This window comes from Cytobacillus oceanisediminis, from assembly GCF_003182355.1.
Taxonomy (GTDB): domain Bacteria; phylum Bacillota; class Bacilli; order Bacillales; family Cytobacillaceae; genus Cytobacillus; species Cytobacillus oceanisediminis_A.
Genome location: NZ_QGTW01000018.1, coordinates 12002 through 30551 on the forward strand (window position 1 = coordinate 12002; position 18550 = coordinate 30551).

Annotated in this window: 17 protein-coding genes; 6 read left to right on the forward strand and 11 right to left on the reverse strand. The window is 40.2% G+C overall.

Going from position 1 to position 18550, the window contains the following annotated elements; all coding sequences use genetic code 11:
• Positions 1–5 precede the first annotated feature (5 nt).
• A complete protein-coding gene (locus DFO73_RS24500) occupies positions 6–1529 on the forward strand; it encodes a glycine betaine uptake BCCT transporter (RefSeq protein ID WP_110067305.1) in 1524 nt (507 codons plus the stop codon).
• A 59-nt stretch (positions 1530–1588) separates the two neighbouring features.
• On the opposite strand, the gene DFO73_RS24505 is transcribed toward DFO73_RS24500, so the two are convergent.
• Entirely contained in the window at positions 1589–1834 is a 246-nt protein-coding gene (locus DFO73_RS24505; protein WP_110067306.1) for a hypothetical protein, read from the reverse strand.
• 303 nt (positions 1835–2137) lie between these two features.
• Between DFO73_RS24505 and DFO73_RS24510 the strand changes: the two genes are divergently transcribed.
• Positions 2138–2524: a small peptidoglycan-associated lipoprotein gene (locus DFO73_RS24510; protein ID WP_258309743.1), complete on the forward strand. Its 387-nt coding sequence runs from the start codon at positions 2138–2140 to the stop codon at positions 2522–2524.
• 47 nt (positions 2525–2571) lie between these two features.
• On the opposite strand, the gene lpdA is transcribed toward DFO73_RS24510, so the two are convergent.
• From lpdA to DFO73_RS24535, 5 genes are all read right to left on the reverse strand, one after another.
• The gene (gene lpdA / locus DFO73_RS24515; RefSeq protein WP_110067307.1) at positions 2572–3981 is read right to left on the reverse strand and encodes a dihydrolipoyl dehydrogenase; all 1410 of its coding nucleotides are present in this window, start codon (positions 3979–3981) and stop codon (positions 2572–2574) included.
• A gap of 3 nt (positions 3982–3984) precedes the next feature.
• Entirely contained in the window at positions 3985–5343 is a 1359-nt protein-coding gene (locus tag DFO73_RS24520) for a dihydrolipoamide acetyltransferase family protein (protein WP_110067308.1), read from the reverse strand.
• 440 nt (positions 5344–5783) lie between these two features.
• Entirely contained in the window at positions 5784–6761 is a 978-nt protein-coding gene (locus DFO73_RS24525) for an alpha-ketoacid dehydrogenase subunit beta (protein ID WP_110067309.1), read from the reverse strand.
• Between the two features lie 3 nt (positions 6762–6764).
• Positions 6765–7880, reverse strand: a complete 1116-nt coding sequence (pdhA, locus tag DFO73_RS24530) for a pyruvate dehydrogenase (acetyl-transferring) E1 component subunit alpha (RefSeq protein WP_110067310.1) — start codon at positions 7878–7880, stop codon at positions 6765–6767.
• Positions 7881–8497: 617 nt separating this feature from the next.
• The gene (locus DFO73_RS24535; protein ID WP_110067311.1) at positions 8498–9166 is read right to left on the reverse strand and encodes a YkyA family protein; all 669 of its coding nucleotides are present in this window, start codon (positions 9164–9166) and stop codon (positions 8498–8500) included.
• A gap of 283 nt (positions 9167–9449) precedes the next feature.
• On the opposite strand from DFO73_RS24535, the gene DFO73_RS24540 reads away from it, so the two are divergent.
• Together DFO73_RS24540 and def are read left to right on the forward strand one after the other, a co-directional pair.
• Positions 9450–9590, forward strand: a complete 141-nt coding sequence (locus DFO73_RS24540) for a YjcZ family sporulation protein (RefSeq protein WP_110067312.1) — start codon at positions 9450–9452, stop codon at positions 9588–9590.
• A gap of 171 nt (positions 9591–9761) precedes the next feature.
• A complete protein-coding gene (def, locus tag DFO73_RS24545; RefSeq protein ID WP_110067313.1) occupies positions 9762–10313 on the forward strand; it encodes a peptide deformylase in 552 nt (183 codons plus the stop codon).
• Between the two features lie 330 nt (positions 10314–10643).
• Here def and DFO73_RS24550 read toward each other — a convergent pair whose 3' ends face one another.
• Both DFO73_RS24550 and DFO73_RS24555 read right to left on the reverse strand, forming a co-directional pair.
• Entirely contained in the window at positions 10644–11414 is a 771-nt protein-coding gene (locus tag DFO73_RS24550; RefSeq protein ID WP_110067314.1) for a Cof-type HAD-IIB family hydrolase, read from the reverse strand.
• 37 nt (positions 11415–11451) lie between these two features.
• A complete protein-coding gene (locus tag DFO73_RS24555) occupies positions 11452–12345 on the reverse strand; it encodes a DMT family transporter (RefSeq protein WP_110067315.1) in 894 nt (297 codons plus the stop codon).
• Between the two features lie 683 nt (positions 12346–13028).
• Between DFO73_RS24555 and DFO73_RS24560 the strand changes: the two genes are divergently transcribed.
• Both DFO73_RS24560 and rnjA read left to right on the forward strand, forming a co-directional pair.
• Positions 13029–13241 (forward strand): DNA-dependent RNA polymerase subunit epsilon, encoded by a 213-nt coding sequence (locus tag DFO73_RS24560; RefSeq protein ID WP_110067316.1) that lies wholly within the window; start codon positions 13029–13031, stop codon positions 13239–13241.
• Between the two features lie 3 nt (positions 13242–13244).
• Entirely contained in the window at positions 13245–14912 is a 1668-nt protein-coding gene (gene rnjA, locus DFO73_RS24565; RefSeq protein WP_110067317.1) for a ribonuclease J1, read from the forward strand.
• A 67-nt stretch (positions 14913–14979) separates the two neighbouring features.
• Here the strand turns inward: rnjA and DFO73_RS24570 are convergent, their stop codons facing one another.
• The 3 genes from DFO73_RS24570 to DFO73_RS24580 form a co-directional block, all read right to left on the reverse strand.
• A complete protein-coding gene (locus DFO73_RS24570; protein ID WP_026584904.1) occupies positions 14980–15639 on the reverse strand; it encodes a potassium channel family protein in 660 nt (219 codons plus the stop codon).
• Between the two features lie 102 nt (positions 15640–15741).
• Positions 15742–16644, reverse strand: a complete 903-nt coding sequence (locus DFO73_RS24575) for a DUF4349 domain-containing protein (protein WP_110067318.1) — start codon at positions 16642–16644, stop codon at positions 15742–15744.
• Between the two features lie 83 nt (positions 16645–16727).
• Positions 16728–18545: an ABC transporter ATP-binding protein gene (locus tag DFO73_RS24580; protein WP_110067319.1), complete on the reverse strand. Its 1818-nt coding sequence runs from the start codon at positions 18543–18545 to the stop codon at positions 16728–16730.
• Positions 18546–18550: the final 5 nt, after the last annotated feature.

The window sequence follows — 18550 nt, forward strand, 5'->3', positions numbered from 1 at the left end:
ATTTGATGAAGAAACTGACACCCGTATTTACGGTTTCAGTCATATTCACAGCACTATTTATTTTATGGGGACTTGTCCCGGAAAGTGTATTGCCGAATGGAAACCTTGACACAGTCACACAGAGCATTCAAGGATTTATACTGCAGAAATTTGGCTGGTTTTATTTATTATCGGCTTCAGCCTTTTTAATTTTTTCTATCCTATTAATATTCACCAAGTACGGAAATATTCGTTTAGGGAAGGATGCTGACAGACCTGAATATAACTATTTAACTTGGTTTGCCATGCTTTTTAGCGCAGGAATGGGGATCGGCCTTGTATTTTGGGGAGTGGCGGAACCGATGTACCATTATTATGCTCCACCTTTCTCAGAAGGGCAGACACCTGATGCTGCTAGAGCAGCCATGAGATATTCCTTTTTCCACTGGGGTCTCCATCCATGGGCGATTTATACTGTAATTGCGCTGGCTCTTGCCTATTTTCAATTTAGAAAAGGGGCGCCGGGAGTTATTAGCTCTATATTAAGGCCAATTTTGGGCGACCGCGTTGATGGTCCTCTTGGCGTGATCATTAATTTCATCGCCGTTTTTGCTACTGTATTTGGGGTTGCAACCTCTTTAGGTCTTGGAGCCATTCAAATTACAGGGGGACTTTCCGCCACATTTGACGGAATCGATAATAATATTGCTACCCAGTTAACGGTTATTGCCATCGTAACCATTCTATTTATGCTTTCAGCGCAAACAGGTTTAAATAAGGGTATAAAATACTTAAGTAATTTAAACATTATCTTAGCAATAGCTTTAATGGTGTTCTTGCTGTTTGTAGGGCCTACCAATTTTATTATGGATCTTTTTACAACAACGATTGGCTCGTACCTTCAAAACCTCCCATCCATGAGCTTCAGATTAAGTCCATTTGATCAGAAGCTTACATGGTTCCAGGATTGGACAATCTTTTATTGGGCATGGTGGATTGCGTGGGCACCATTTGTCGGAACCTTTATAGCCCGAATCTCAAAGGGACGGACCATCCGTGAATTCGTGATAGGAGTGCTTGCTGTTCCAACGATTTTCGGTGCTCTATGGTTTTCCGTTTTCGGAGGAACTGGAATTTATCTTGAGTTCTTTGAAGCAAAACCTGTAATGAGTTCTATAGAACAACAAGGAATGGAAGTCGCTTTATTTACCGTTTTTGATAACTTCCCTTTCTCAACGGTTCTATCCTTACTGGCTATTTTCTTAATCAGCACCTTCTTTATTACATCTGCTGACTCTGCCACCTTTGTTCTTGGCATGCAGACAACTAACGGGAGCCTGAACCCTTCCAACAGAATAAAATTTGTCTGGGGGGTTATCCAATCTGCCTCAGCAGCCATACTTTTATGGACAGGGGGATTGGAAGCACTCCAGAGGGCTTCCATTATCGCAGCACTGCCTTTTACAATCATCATGCTTCTTATTGTTATATCACTGATAAAATCCTTTAAAGAGGAAGTCATTCCCGCACGAAAAGTGCATAAATCATAGAAAAAACAGGTACCTATCCTGATAGGTGCCTGTTTTTTTATCAGATTTGACCCCTTATTTTACCAATGGCTGAGATATGACATGGCTAAATGGAAGGAGCCATATAAACTTAAACTCATTAGTGTGACCATAAACGTTTTTTTAGCCGACTTAATAATCCAATTCCCTATATTTATTGCCAAGTAGAAAAAAACGAAAAACATAATTACTTTGTATACAAGCTGATCATATTTTGACAGCCATTCAATGAATGTATAACCGCTCCAAATAATCAGCTGAAGCAAAAGAGCTGTATAAATCTTCATTTTTCACACCACCACATTTTATCATTCATTTCCCTTTTCTTTTATAAAGGAAACACTGTGTGTTTGTAATATATGTTTAAAACGAAAATCTTATTTTTCATTTCTGTAACATTTGAATGACAAGCCAAATTTTTAACTTCCTGTATGATAAAATACTCATTATTATGAAGGAATAGCTATGAATAAATGCTGAACTGTTAGTTTAATGGTAAATTACTTAGACTTTTATACTACACAAAATATACACTTTTACTTTGAACTGTCTTCGATTCGTTTTATGGAATATTTAATAAAGTGAGGGCAATGGATATGAAAGGTCTGCCGCTTTTAATAATCGTTTCACTCTTGTTTGTGACCTCTTCATGCAATCATAAAGAAGCAAAAAAAGAATTAATGATTGACGACAGTGTTAAACAAATCATTTTCTTCTCTAATCATAAACAATACGAGCAAGAAGTCTCTTATTATGATGCAATTATTGAATTAAAGAGAAGTTTTCCGGAAGAAATAAAGAACATGAAGATTATTACTGCGTCGGAATCAAAAAACTATTATAACAATTTTGAAGTTGAAAACTGCCCGGCTATTTTGCTGGTTTATCAGGATGAAGTACTTGTTGAGATAAAAGGAATTGTTCCAAAAGAACAAATCGTTAAGCCCCTGGCCAATGCCTTGGATAGCGGCAGGTAAACGAACCTAAAAAAATCCTTCCCGAGTTGGGAAGGATTTTTTTATCATTACTTAACGATGTGAATAGGGCTTCCAATAGCAACTTCTGCTGCTTCCATTGTGATTTCACCTAGAGTTGGATGAGCATGGATCGTCATAGCGAGATCTTCTGCAGTCATACCAGCTTCAATAGCCAATCCAAGTTCAGCGATCATATCGGATGCGCTAGCACCAGCAATTTGGGCACCAATTACAAGTCCATCTTCTTTACGTGTCACAAGCTTTAAGAAGCCATCAGTTGAATCAAGAGCAAGCGCACGGCCGTTAGCTGCAAATGGGAACTTGGCTGCTGTTACTTCGATTCCTTCTTCTTTTGCCTGTTGTTCTGTATAGCCAACAGAAGCCAACTCAGGCTCAGAGAATACGACAGCTGGAATCGCCAGGTAATCAATTTCAGAATTATGTCCGGCAATTGCTTCTGAAGCAATCTTACCTTCGTAAGAAGCTTTATGCGCAAGTGGAGGACCTTCTACAATATCGCCGATTGCGTAGATATTGCTTACACTAGTACGGCACTGCTTATCAATCTTAACAACACCCCGGTCACTCATTTCAATGCCTACTTGCTCTAAACCTAATTCATCAGTATTAGGACGGCGTCCAACCATAACAAATACATAATCTGCTTCAACGGTTTTCTCTTCGCCTTTTACCTCATATTTAACAGTAACGCTGTTTTCACTTTCTTCAACGCCCTTAGCAAGAGCTTTTGTGATGATTTCAGCGCCTTTTTTCTTAAGGTTGCGTTTTACAAGTGAAGACATCTGCTTTTCGAAACCATTTAGGATTTCATCGGCACCTTCAAGTATTGTTACTTTCGTGCCAAAGTTCGCATACGCTCCACCAAGCTCTGTACCGATATAGCCTCCACCGATAACAACAATGCTTTCGGGAATTTCTTCAAGGGCTAATGCACCAGTTGAGTCAAGTACACGTTTTGTGTATTTGAATGCAGGAAGTTCAATTGGGCGTGATCCTGTTGCAATAATAGCATTTTTAAATGTATACGTCTGGGCAGAATTTTCATCCATCACCCGAAGAGTATTCGCATCAACAAAGTAAGCTTCTCCGCGTACAATGTCTACCTTGTTGCCTTTTAGAAGGCCTTCAACACCGCCTGTAAGCTTTTTAACAACGCCAGCTTTCCATTCTTGGACTTTTGTGAAATCAACCTTCACATTTTCAGCAGTAATACCCATGTTATCAGAGTGCTTTGCTGTTTCATAACGGTGTCCCGCAGAGATAAGTGCCTTAGAAGGAATACATCCAACGTTTAGGCAAACACCGCCTAGAGTGCCTTTTTCTACGATTGTAACCTTTTGTCCAAGCTGTGCTGCGCGGATAGCTGCAACATATCCTCCTGGACCTGCTCCAATGACTATAGTATCTGTTTCAATAGGGAAATCTCCTACTACCATTTATTACGCCTCCATTAACAATAGTTCTGGATCGTTCAGTAAACGCTTGATGTGGTTTAGTGCATTCTGTGCAGTTGCTCCATCAATGATTCTGTGGTCAAAGCTTAGAGACAATGCCAATACTGGTGCAGCAACAATTTCTCCGTCTTTTACCACCGGCTTTTCCGCAATACGACCAATACCAAGAATCGCAACTTCAGGATGATTGATAACTGGTGTAAACCATTGTCCGCCTGCAGAACCGATATTTGTGATTGTGCATGAAGCACCTTTCATTTCATCCGGAGCAAGCTTGCCATCACGAGCTTTTCCAGCAAGCTCGTTGATTTCATTAGAGATCGCAAATGTAGATTTGCGGTCTGCATCTTTTACAACCGGTACAAGAAGACCTTTCTCCGTATCAGCTGCAATACCAATGTTGTAGTAATGCTTATGAATGATTTCACCTGCAGCATCATCAATTGAAGTGTTTAATGCAGGGAACTCACGCAATGCGCTTGTTAGTGCCTTTACCACATATGGAAGGAACGTAAGCTTGATTCCTTTATTTGCGGCAATTTCTTTGAACTTCTTGCGGTGTGCAACAAGTTTCGTTACATCAATTTCATCCATCAATGTAACATGTGGAGCAGTATGCTTAGAGTTAACCATAGCTTTAGCAATGGCTTTGCGGATTCCGCTCATCTTCTCGCGAGTTTCAGGATATTGCCCTTCTGGAATCGCTTGTGCAGCTGCCGGTGCAGTTTCTTTTGTTTCAGTTTGCACTGGTACAGTTTCCTGAGCAGGAGCTTCAGCAGTTTGAGCTTTTGCTCCGCCATTCAAGAATGCGTCAATATCAGCCTTTTGAATACGCCCGTTTTTGCCGCTTCCTGCTACCTGGCGGATGTCAATGCCCTTATCGCGAGCATATTTTCTAACTGAAGGCATAGCAATAATGCGGCGATTAGGATCTACTTCAGCCTGGGAAATAGCTGCTCCTTCTTTTGGTGCTTCTTGCATAGGAGCTTCTTCCTTTTTCACATCCTGACCAGCTTCACCTGTTGACTGAACTTGCGCTTCAGTTTTAGTTTCTTCTTTTGGTGCTTCGTCTTCATGATCTCCCTTGAATTTAAGGTCCTCATATCCAGGAGCATCAAAAGTAATTAAAACCTGGCCTACAGTTGCAACTGTTCCTTCTTCAACAAGAATTTCTTCGACTTTACCTTTAACAGGGGAAGGAATTTCGACAACTGCTTTATCGTTTTGAACCTCACAAAGCACATCATCTTCTTGTACTTCATCGCCTGGCTTTACAAACCACTTGACGATTTCACCTTCATGGATACCTTCACCAATGTCAGGCAATCTAAATTGGAATGCCAATGGAATTCAACCTCCTATTATTTCGATCAATTAATAAAGTGCAAGCGCCTTGTCCACCCCCGACAAGCACAAGACGAGCCTAACGGAAAGGCGTTCTTTGCCTTTCTGGGAGGATTGGCTTGTGACCTCGAGGGGGTAGGCGCTGGAGCTAGAATAGTAAAACACAGCAGGGGAATAGTTTCCCCCACTTTGATCTGAGTAATTTCATAAATTGCGTTCTGTAACAATTGCCTGTTGACTTCCGCTCCAAGCTCAGCGAACCTCGGGCGCTCCTCTGCGCCTGCGGGACTTCGGTTGACACGTTTCTCCCGAAAGACTTTGAGTAAGCATCTTTGAATGAACATCGCACGAAAAAAACACGAATGATTTTCGAGGGTCTTGGACTTTACGCTAAAATCAACAGGTTGACAAAATTACTATTAGCTTTAAAACGTCTTTAATTAAAATTCAAGAACTTTTTTAGCTGTTTCGATTACATCTTTATAGTTTGGCAGCCATACTGTCTCAGCTTGCGGGAAAGCAAATACAGTATCTGGAGCCGCTACACGAAGGACTGGTGCTTCAAGGCTAAGGATTGCACGGTCATTGATTTCAGCCACAACATTTGCTGCAACACCAGCTTGCTTTTGTGCCTCCTGAACAACGATGGCTCTTCCTGTTTTCTCAACCGAAGAAATGATTGTATCAATATCAAGCGGAGCAACTGTGCGCAAATCGATAACTTCTACAGATTTTCCTTCTTTTTCAAGTTCTTCAGCAGCTTTTAATGACTCATGAACCATTGCACCATAAGTCACAATTGTAAGGTCTGAGCCTTCACGTTTTACTTCTGCCTTGCCAAGTGGAATTGAATATTCTTCTTCTGGCACTTCCTGGCGGAAAGAACGGTATAATTTCATGTGCTCAAGGAAGATAACAGGGTCGTTATCACGGATAGCTGAAATCAGAAGCCCTTTCGCATCATATGGAGTTGATGGTATTACAACCTTTAATCCCGGCTGCTGAGCCATAAGTCCTTCAAGGCTGTCCGCATGCATTTCAGGAGTATGTACGCCTCCTCCGAATGGTGATCGGATTGTAACCGGTGCACTGTATCTTCCGCCGGAACGGTAACGCATACGCGCCAGCTGGCCGGAAATAGAATCCATTACTTCGTAAACAAATCCAAAAAATTGAATTTCAGGAACTGGACGGAAGCCCTGTAAACCAAGACCTACTGCCAGACCGCCGATTCCGGATTCAGCTAGTGGTGTGTCGAATACACGCTCTTCGCCGAATTCTTTTTGCAGGCCTTCGGTAGCACGGAAAACGCCGCCGTTTACGCCAACATCTTCACCGAATACTAAAACATTCGGATCGTTACGCAATTCTGTGCGCAGAGCATCAGTAATTGCCTGAATCATTGTCATTTGCGCCATGGCTTACTTCGACTCCTTTTCTTTATAAATTTCATATTGTTCTTTTAAATTGTGAGGCATTTCTTCGTACATAATTTTCATCAAGTCAGTAACCTTTTGCTTAGGTGTATCATCAGCCTTCTTAATGGCTTCTTTAATATCATCTTTCGCTTTTTCAATGACTTCGTTTTCCATATCTTCGTTCCAGATTCCCTTGTCTTCAAGGAACTTGCGGAAACGTACAAGAGGGTCTTTCTTTTCCCACTCGTTATCAAGATCTGATGTACGGTAGCGAGTTGGGTCATCCCCTGCCATTGTGTGCGGTCCGTAACGGTAAGTTAGTGTTTCAATAAGAGTTGGACCTTCGCCATTAATAGCGCGCTCACGAGCTTCACGAACTGCAGCATATACTGCAAGCGGATCCATTCCATCAACCTGGATTCCCGGAATTCCAGCAGCAACTGCTTTTTGTGCAATTGTTTTAGCAGCAGATTGCTTTTCAACAGGAGTGGAAATAGCAAAACGGTTATTTTGGACAATAAAGATTGCCGGGGCTTTGAATGCTCCCGCAAAGTTAATTCCTTCGTAGAAGTCACCCTGTGAGGCACCGCCGTCACCAGTGTAAGTGATCGCAACTTTCTTTTCGCCGCGCTTTTTCATGCCAAGCGCCACACCTGCAGTTTGGATGTATTGAGCACCAATGATAATTTGAGGAGAAATAACATTTACACCTTCAGGGATATTTCCGCCTTCAAAGTGTCCTCTTGACCATAGGAAAGCCTGGTATAAAGGAAGGCCGTGCCAAATGATTTGAGGCACATCACGGTAGCCTGGAAGAATGAAATCTTCTTTTTCCAATGCAAATTGGGAAGCAAGCTGTGAAGCCTCCTGTCCTGCTGTTGGTGCGTAGAAGCCTAAACGGCCTTGTCTGTTTAGTGAAATGGAGCGCTGGTCAAGAATACGGGTATAAACCATGCGGCGCATTAATTCCTGCAGCTGCTCATCGCTTAAGTCAGGCATTGCTGATTCATTAACAATCTTGCCTTCTTCACTTAAAATTTGTAGAGTTTGGAACTGTTCTTCAACTGTTTCGAGCTGTTTTTTCGCGTCGAATTGTGCCTTCTTTGTTTTAGAAGCCATATCAGTCACCCTTTCCTTTCATAAAAAGACGTTAATTAAGAGTTTTTATACACAAAATTTAGGTTACCCAAAATGAAGCCATATTAGAAAAACCTTCTTAATGTAATTAATTTTTTCTATCAGGCGCTGCGCTTTGTAAAGTATCTCTAAATTAGCAGAAAGCTTGATTCTGCAATTTGCATACTTTTGATTAGTTTTCCACAGAACTCGCATAAAAAAACGTCTTTCTGTTCATCCTTAACTATCATATTCTGTATTAGTTTAATTTGCAACTAAATTGATACAGAATTATCTACGAGATTTAGTTTAATATACCTAAAACACATACGTCAATTACCTTGTTTTATGTTTTTACATTGTAAGCATACTTTTTATATATTTTCATAAAAATAAAACTGTATTATCTGAGCCGCCTGTTCTGTACTATAAAAAACCTCTAAACCTGCTTGTGTTATAGTAAAGTTACTCTGCCTGGTATTATTTTAATAAAATAAAAAAAGGGATCTGCTCTGATCCCTTTTTTTAACTTAGTCCATAAATCAATGTTATTTACACCTTCCTCGCATACCCTAATAATACAAAAAATGCCGGCATTTTATTATGCCGGCACCACATCATTAATCTTCGCTCTTAATCTCAAGCCCAGCCTCTTTATAAAAAGCCAGCTTTGCTTTATTATATTCTTTCGTTTTTTCGTTGAATTGTTTATTTGACTCCAGAATGTTTTCATACATACCGTTTATTTTGCTGATTTGTTCTTCCAGCTGTTCAAGGGAAAGATCCTCTTTCTTAAACATCGCATAAAGCTCTTTATCATATTCAAGCGCTTCGGTATAGTCTTTATAAAGATCATCGTGGATCTTATATCTTTCCATCATAATTTCATATAATCCCTTGGACTTTTCCTGTAATTTTTTATCCTCTATTTCCTCTATAATAGGCAATAAAGTTTCAAATTCCTCTTTGGATGCCTGAATGCTCTTCTGCTCTTTTTCCATGTGGTCCTTTCTTTGGTCGACAATGGAAGAAGCTTCATCTGAAAGCTTTGTAATTTCGTCAAATTCTTTCATTCCCAGGGCAATAATTTTATCGTATAATTCCTTTTCTTTTTTCTCCAGATTTACAAGCGGATCCTGCTGCTCCTCAAAAGTCTTCTCTTTTGCAACAACGTTTTCAAGGACCTCATAAATTTTTTCCTCTGGAGTAGGCTGATTCATACAGCCTGTCAGGAAAATGGCTCCTATTGTTAAAACCAGCAACAGGCGGCATTTACTAAAAATCGACACGATGAAACCTCCTTACTTATAACAATTTTAACTATATCGGTACTTGCACCATTTGACAATAGCCTATTGGAATGACAAATTTTGTCGAGTTTCAACTCGGGCCGCTTTTAGACTGTCCTATCCTGCAGCTTTTGCCTTTTTTTAATCTATTCATATCGTTTTTCCTTTATGACTTGGGCAAAGGCCTACACCAAAATTCTGCTCACACATAGGCTATATTAATCGTCCGATACGACTCGTTTTAAAATATGGACGATAATCTACTTCAGGGAGGTTATCCTTCATGTACGGATATGGCGGATACGGTTATGGCTGCGGTTATCCAGGAGCCGTTGCAGGTGCTGGTTACGGCAGAGGTTTTGCGTTAATAGTTGTTTTGTTTATTCTCTTGATCATTGTTGGCTGCGCCTGCTGGAATTTTTAATTTTTGAGAAGGTGCCGCTGGTGCCTTCTCTTATTAACTTTTTCACTGCACTCTGTTAGACTTAAAATATTAAAAGCAGCCGTGAGCTGGATTTGGCTCCTGCTTCCCAGCATGCCAAATCCTTTGCTGCCCCATCCACATTTTATTTTTACATAGCGGGAGTGATTATTCATGCTGAGCATGACAGATATAATACGTGATGGTCATCCTACCTTAAGACAAACAGCCGCAAAAGTGAGCATGCCTCCATCCGAAGAAGACAAGCAAATATTAAAGGAAATGCTTGAATATGTAAGAAACAGCCAAAACCCTGAATTGGCTTCACAATATGGTTTGAGGCCGGGCATTGGCTTAGCAGCACCCCAAATAAATGTTCTTAAACGAATGATAGCCATACATGTAACCGATAGTAATGAGCTATATAGTTATGCTCTTTTCAACCCAAAAATTATTAGCCATTCTGTGCAGCGTTCATATTTGGCTGCAGGTGAAGGTTGTTTATCTGTTGATCAACCCATACCCGGTTTTGTGCCAAGGTATGCCAAAGTAACAGTAAAAGGTACAGATCTCGATGGTAAAGAGGTAAACCTCAGGTTAAAGGGATTGCCTGCAATTGTGTTCCAGCATGAAATAGACCATTTGAACGGAATCATGTTTTACGACCACATTAATAAACAAAATCCGTTCCAGCCAATTGAAAATGCAGTGGCAATTGAAAGATAACCAAATGTTCCACATTACCCAGAGGCAAGCAAAATAAAAGGAAAGTCCATTTGGTATCCGGACTTTCCTTTTATTACTAGCTCTGTTAAACTTGTCTGTTGATTGAAGCTCGCTTTCCGCGGGCGGTCCTACGCTCATCAAGTACCAAGCCTGCGGGGCCTCCCTTTGACTCTCGTCTCTCGCTTGTTAATGAAGAGCATACTCGAATCATTACCGCACGAAGGAAATAACGAATACATTTTTGAGGAGTCGCTCGGCTTCCTCTCCAATCAGCGGGCAAATACAACAATGGCTTTACCATAGCCTTATTGCTAAGGTTTTATCGGAAAGCTAAATTAATTGAAGCTCTTTTAATCCATTCCATATGCCTTCTTCATCGACCGAAGATGTAACACGGTCTGCTGCCTCTTTTACTATATCTGCGGCATTACCCATAGCTACCCCGGTTCCCACCGCATTCAGCATCTCAATATCATTTAAACCATCTCCAAAAGCATATACATCCTTCATTTCAAAGCCCAGCCGTTCAATCATTTTTTTAATTCCTTCAGCTTTAGATCCACCCGCAGGCAAAACATCCACCGAGTAAGGGTGCCATCTGATAAAACCAAAATCCGGATATTCCGAAAAATACATTTTCTCGTCTTTTTCCTCACAGAAAAGCAATGACTGATATAATTCCCTATCCTTAAAGAAATTCCTATCTTCTTCAGGATGAGGAAACTTAAGGCTTCCCATGCTTTTTTCAATAAATTCATGATGCCGGACTGATGATTTCATCGTTTTCTCATTCATAAATACGAGAGGATGCCCGTTATCCTGCGCATGTTTATAAAGCTTTTCAATTTCAGTTATTCTTAAAGGGTTACGGTAAATAGCTTCATTCTCAAAAACTACATATTGTCCGTTAAAGCTGACGAATGAATCTATATCAAGCTCATCCCTAAGGCTTTCGAACATAAAAGGGGCCCTTCCAGTCGCGATAGCCACAAATGTCCCTTTCTTTTTCAATTGGTCTATAGCTTCCTTTGTACTGTCAGGGAGCTTTTTATCAGAATCCAATAAGGTCCCGTCTATATCGAAGAAAACAATTTTTTTCATTTTATACTAACTTCCTTTCGCACATAATCATGCTGCTTCATGCGGCAGCATTTCTGCCTGCTGAATTCTCTTTTTTCGATGTTATATATACTCCGGCAAAAATAATAAGAAGCCCGAAAAGCATTGACAAGTGAATTTGTTCCTTAAGGAGAATTGCTCCCCAGATGATTGCTGATGCAGGTACAATATAGGTTACCAATGAGGCAAATTCAGGACTGCCCTCTTTGACTAAATAATAATACAGCAGATAGGCTAGACCGGAACCGAAAGTTCCCAAACCAACTAGCGGGAGAAATATATCTGCCTCCATAAATTTGTTTATAGGTGTGGGCGATAACACCTGCATTGAAAAAAAACTAATGATCGTTGCTGCAAAGAGGGTAAACAGGGAAATTTCCAGGGTGGACACACCAGAAAGGTGTTTTTTTGTTAGGTGCGTACCAGCTCCGTAGCAGAAAGCAGCACCCGACATCAAAAGTACACCATATGTATTTCCTGATAATAAATCAGCGGTATGGATATCAGACAAGATTAAAATTCCGATAAAACCAATCCCAATGCCGAGCCGCTGATTTTTGCCAAGCGAGGCAGCAAAAAATAATGAACCGATCAAAAGAGTCCAAATTGGAGTAGTGGCATTCATCACTGAAGCCATGCTGGAAGAAATCATTGTTTCACTTGCTGAAATTAGCAGCCATGGCAATGCATTGTTTAAAAAACCTACTAATATCAGTTTTTTCATCGGCAACCGTTTAAATGCAATATTTTCCCTCTTTAAAAGTACAATAAAAGCAAGCGTTACAAATCCAAATAAACACCTTCCAAATACTATAGCCGCAGGACCCACGTCCTCCAGCAGAATCTTAATAAATAGAAATGAGGTCCCCCAAATCAGACTCAAGACCATTAAAGCTCCATAAAGCCTCCCCATCCGCTCCACAACCTTCTGTTAAAGATACAACATTATAACTTTGATAACTATCTAGCTGCAGCGCCACCCCCCTCGAGATCACAAGATTAGCCTCCCAGAAAGGCAAAGAAAGCCTTCCTGGGAGGTTCGTCCTGTACTTGTCCGGGGTGATCAAGGCGCTTGATCTTTTCTAATTTACAGTAATAAAACATTAAACCCTTAAAGGGAAATTGTCAATTTGCTTCCTGTGTTCAGTCACTAAAATCTAAAATTGTAAAGGATTTTCCAAGTTTCCCCACGAGAGATTTTCATATTTCATCATATAATATAACTAAAAAGAGACCACTATTAAAACTAAATCTGTTTAAAACGCCCTTGTTTCCTTTACTTTGGACAAGGATCGTTTAAAATAGAAAGTAAGGAGATGATCCACTATGTTGAAGAAGCTAAGAAAGAAGCTCTTAAAACAGTGGAACGACATGCTTCGAAAAAAGTCAATCGCCTGACAATTTTGAGCCCTTCAAACTTGCGAAGGGCTCCTTCCTTATTGTAAATTGGTTATCAGTACACTTTTTTACATAGTTTTCACACCGCTCCACCTGCTGCCATCTGAAGCGGAATAAACCTAAACAAGAAAAAACATGTAATACATGTTATTATTTTATATAATAGAAAAAGCTATATCGGATTAAGGAGAGATTGAAATGATTTTTAAGGTATATTATCAGGATTCCAAAACAGAAGTACCGGTTAGAGAAAAAACAAAAACGATATTTGTTGAAGGAAATTCTGAAAGAGATGTCCGCACAAAGCTGGCTGATCGTCCATATAATATTGAGTTTGTAACAGCTGTGGAAGGCGAATTCTTGGAATATGAAAAACAAAGTGAAGACTTTAAAGTATTGGAGATTGGATAATTTATGAAATTTGTTAAAAATGACCAAACGGCCGTTTTCGCATTAGGCGGCCTGGGAGAAATCGGCAAAAACACGTATGGTGTACAGTTCCAGGATGAAATAATCCTAATAGATGCGGGAATAAAATTCCCTGAAGATGAGCTGCTCGGCATTGATTATGTTATTCCTGACTATACCTATTTAGTTAAAAACGAAGATAAAATAAAAGGATTATTTATTACACATGGGCACGAAGATCATATTGGGGGAATTCCTTATCTATTAAGAGAAGTGAACATCCCTGTTTACGGCGGAAAACTTGCACTTGGCCTTCTTAAAAACAAACTTGAGGAACATGGCTTGCTAAGGCAGACTACCCTCCATGAAATAAAGGAAGATGACATTATTAAATTCAGAAAGACTTCTGTTACTTTCTTCCGCACAACTCATAGTATTCCGGACTCATATGGGATTGTTGTTAAAACACCTCCTGGACAAGTTGTCCATACAGGAGATTTTAAGTTTGATTTCACCCCTGTTGGTGAACCTGCAAACTTAACTAAAATGGCTGAAATCGGAAAGGAAGGTGTCCTTTGCCTGCTTTCCGATAGTACAAACAGTGAAATCCCTGAATTTACAATGTCTGAGCGCCGTGTAGGCGACAGCATTCACGACATCTTCCGAAAAGTGGAAGGCAGAATTATTTTTGCTACATTCGCATCCAATATCCATCGTCTGCAGCAGGTGACAGAAGCGGCCGTAACAAACGGCAGAAAAATTGCTGTCTTTGGAAGAAGCATGGAAGCAGCGATCAATATTGGCCAGGAACTTGGATATATTCAAGCCCCAAAAGATACTTTTATTGACGCTCACCAAATCAATCGCCTCCCTGCTAACCAGGTGACAATCCTATGTACGGGCAGCCAGGGTGAACCGATGGCGGCATTGTCAAGAATCGCTAACGGAACCCATCGCCAGATTCAAATTATACCAGGAGATACCGTTGTATTTTCTTCTTCACCAATACCAGGAAACACAATCAGTGTCAGCCGTACAATTGACAGGCTTTCCCGTGCAGGCGCAGAGGTTATTTACGGAAAATTGAGCGATATCCATACCTCAGGACATGGCGGCCAGGAAGAACAAAAGCTAATGCTTCGTTTAATCAAGCCAAAGTTCTTCATGCCGATACACGGTGAATACAGAATGCAAAAAATGCATGCTAAATTGGCCGTTGACTGCGGTGTTGATGAAGAAAACTGTTTCATCATGGATAACGGTGAAGTACTGGCACTCAGCGACGATGCTGCACAGGTTGCCGGTAAAATCCCTTCAGGTTCTGTTTATATAGATGGAAGCGGAATTGGGGATATTGGAAATATCGTCCTTAGAGACCGCCGAATTCTATCTGAGGAAGGTTTGGTTGTCGTAGTAGTAAGCATTAATATGAAAGATTTTAAAATTGCTGCAGGACCTGACTTGATTTCACGCGGATTTGTCTACATGAGAGAATCAGGAGACTTAATCAATGATGCCCAATCTCTTATTACAAAGCACTTAAGCAAGGTAATGGAACGCAGAACAACACAATGGTCTGAAATCAAAAACGAGATCACAGATACACTTGCTCCATTCCTTTATGAAAAGACCAAACGCCGTCCAATGATATTGCCAATCATTATGGAGGTTTAAGAAAAAAGGCTGTATCGCTCATTTGAGTGATACAGCCTTTTTATATTTCGGATTCTTCAAATCAGACTTAAGACATTACTTTCTTTTCAAATCGGTTGATATCGACATCCGCTCCTATAACAATCAGAATATCATCATATTGGATTTTTTCATTTGCCTGAGGAGATACAATGATTTCATTTTTTCTTTTAATTGCAACAATATTTATTCCATATTTGGCACGGATATCGAGATCAATAATGCTGTGTCCTGCAAGCTTTTCATTCGCTACAATTTCAACGATGCTATGCTCGTCGGAAAGCTCAAGATAATCAAGAACGTTATTTGAGACGATACTATGGGCAATCCTTTTACCCATATCTCTCTCAGGATGGACAACATGGTCCGCTCCTATTTTCCTTAACACTTTTTCATGATAATCATTTTGGGCTTTAACGGTTATCTTATTGACTCCGAGTTCTTTCAAAATTAAAGTTGTCAGGATGGATGCCTGGATATTGTCTCCAATAGCGACAATAACATGGTCAAAATTCCTGATCCCAAGGCTTTTGATCACCGATTCATCAGTCGTGTCGCCAACGACTGCATGTGAAGCGATTCTTGCAAATTCATTTACACGATCTTCATTTAAGTCAATCGCCATTACTTCCATACCTTCTTCAGCAAGCGCACGGCAGATACTGCCCCCAAAACGGCCAAGACCGATAACAGCAAACTCTTTCTTCATTTCTTATTCCTCCAACCCGTTAGCTATATAAACAATAATAACATATTAGCATAAGCAGCAGGTAAGCAAGAATAATCGCAGTCAGACGAATATCTGCCTGTTTTATTCCCGTTTACCTGAGCCTTTTGTTTTTCTCTTCCAAAAGAGTGCGGCTCCGGCTAAAATAATAAATACAATAATGAAAGGCAGGTTGCCAATCACCATTACCACAGCTCCTGAAAGGATTGCAAGCATCCAATTAGTACTGGTTGCCAGCTGCTTTTTTGTTCTTTCCCATGTATTTAAATCTCCATTTTCCAATGACGGCACGATAACTTTATTCTCAAATAAATGGATATTGACAGTAGAAAACGAAGTCTGGTTCTTCAAATATCTCATCCGGCCTTCAATCTGTTCGATTTCTTCCTGGATGACTGAGAGATCTGCCGAGATTTGTAATAAGTCTTCTGTCATTTCAGCCTTTTTCATAAAATCAATCAGGCGCTCTTCTGCTACACGCTTCGAACGGATTCTTGATTCAAGATCAACAAACTCTTCAGAAACATCCTGTCCGCTTACACTCCTCTCAAGGGTCTCTGCTGCTACTCCCTCAGCATCATGCAAGAAGCTTTGAAAACTGTCTGCAGGTATTCGAATTTTCATGGCACCGCCTGTATGCTCTTCCCCCTCTTTATAACTATTCGATTCCACAATATATCCATTATAGTGAGCTGCCTTTTCTTCAAGCGATTTTAGGGCAATTTGAAAATCCTTAACACTTATGGATAATTCCGCATTATAGATAACCATCCTGCCTTCATTTGCCTTAATAGGCTTCGGTTCTTCTTCTATGGAATTCCCTTTCGAAATAGCCGTTGACTCATCTTCACTTTCAATTGGTTTATCACTTTTTTCAGCGGCCCTTTCTTCCCCTGCCGAATCATCCATGCTTTTTTCCGATGAGCCAGCGCTGCATCCTGCCAAAATGATCATTAAGCCAAAAAAGAAAAATTTTTTAAACATCATTCTATTGCCCCCTTTTTTTTCTATTTATTATGAAGACGCTAATATATGGAATAATGTTACAAAAAAACCTCCCTAAAGGAGGTTTAGATGGCTTCCAGCATATTAAATTGGGCTTTTACTAAGTGATAATATTCACCTTTCATATCTATTAGCTGATCATGATTTCCTTGTTCAAGAATGTTTCCATGATCCAAAACAAAAATTTGGTCAGATTCGCGAATGGTTGAAAGTCTGTGTGCGATAATTATGGCCGTTCTGCCTTTTAAGAGTGTTTTTAATGCCACCTGGATTTTCATTTCAGTCTCAGTGTCTATACTTGCAGTTGCCTCATCCAGGATGAGAATGCGCGGGTCTGCTAGCAAGGCGCGGGCAAAGGATAGTAGCTGTCTCTCCCCTACAGAAAGGATATTTCCTCGTTCCTCTACTTCGGTCTTATACCCATTGGGCAGTTTTTCTATAAACCCATGTGCACCTACAGCTTTTGCAGCTTCTATTACTTCGTCATCCGTAGCATCAGGTCTTCCAAAACGGATGTTATCAAAGATCGTTCCTGAAAAAATAAACGTATCCTGCAGCACTACACTAATTTGATGTCGTAAGCTGGATAGCGATACATCCCTCAAATTATGGCCGTCGATCTTCACAGCCCCGCCAGTTGGGTCATAGAAACGGCTGATTAAATTGGCAATCGTTGTTTTTCCGGAACCTGTATGCCCAACAAGTGCTACAGTCTGCCCGGCTTTCATTTCAAGGCAAACTCCGTTTAAAGCAGTTCTTTTCTCATCATAGGAAAATACGACATCCTCAAACTCAATATGACCCTTTATATCATGAAGATCAATTGCGTTCGTTTTTTCTGAAACAATTGGTTTTTCATCAAGAAATTCGAAAATCCTTTCTGAAGAAGCCATCCCCATGAGAAGCTGGTTATATACCATCCCAAGCCGGGAAATCGGCTCCCAGAACATGCCCAGATAGAATGCAAAAGAAACAAAAACACCGATGGTAATAGCGTCAGTCTGGATTAAATGCGTACCATACCAAATTAAAACAGCAGTGCCTAATGCATTGGTTAATTCAACAAGCGGCCTGAACTTAGCGTTTTTCTGTGAGGCTGTCCGCCAGCTTTCAAAATTCTCTGTATTCACACCATCAAAAAACGCCATATTTTCTTTTTCCTGTGTAAATGATTGAGTAATTCTGATTCCCTGAATGCTTTCATTTAAATGGGAATTCAGCTTGGATTGTTTTAACCGAACCGTTTGCCATGATCTTCTGATATTTCGCCGTAAAGAAGTAGAAATAAAAAACATGATCGGCAATATGACCATAATGGCCAGTGTCAGTTCCGGACTTAAAGTAAATAAGATAATAAAGATACCAGCAAGCATGATCAGGTCCATTAGGAGGTTGATTACACCATTAGTGAATAGCTCCTGTAAGGAGTTAATGTCATTCATTATCCTTACCAATATGGACCCTGCCGAACGCTGGTCAAAGAAACGGTGTGAAAGCGTCTGGACATGCGTAAAGAGGTGTTTTCGAATGTCATAGATAACACTTTGGCCAAGCATATTCATCCATTTGATCCGGAAATAGTTCGCTATATATGACATTATATAAAGTCCGGCTATCAACGCAACTAGAAATGACAGAAGCTGCCCATCCTTTTCAATTAAGGCTTTATCGAGCGTATAAACACCTATTAAAATAGGAATTACCAGCCTTACACCAGTATTGATCAATACCATAATGATAGAAAGGGGCAGCAAGTCCTTTCGGTATGGTTTCATATAGCTAAAAAGACGCAGCATTTGCTTCCAGTTGAACGGTTTCTCAATTAGTTCTTCTGTTGAATATTGAAATCTGTTTAATACTTTTTCATCTTTCTCCTTTTTCAAATGAA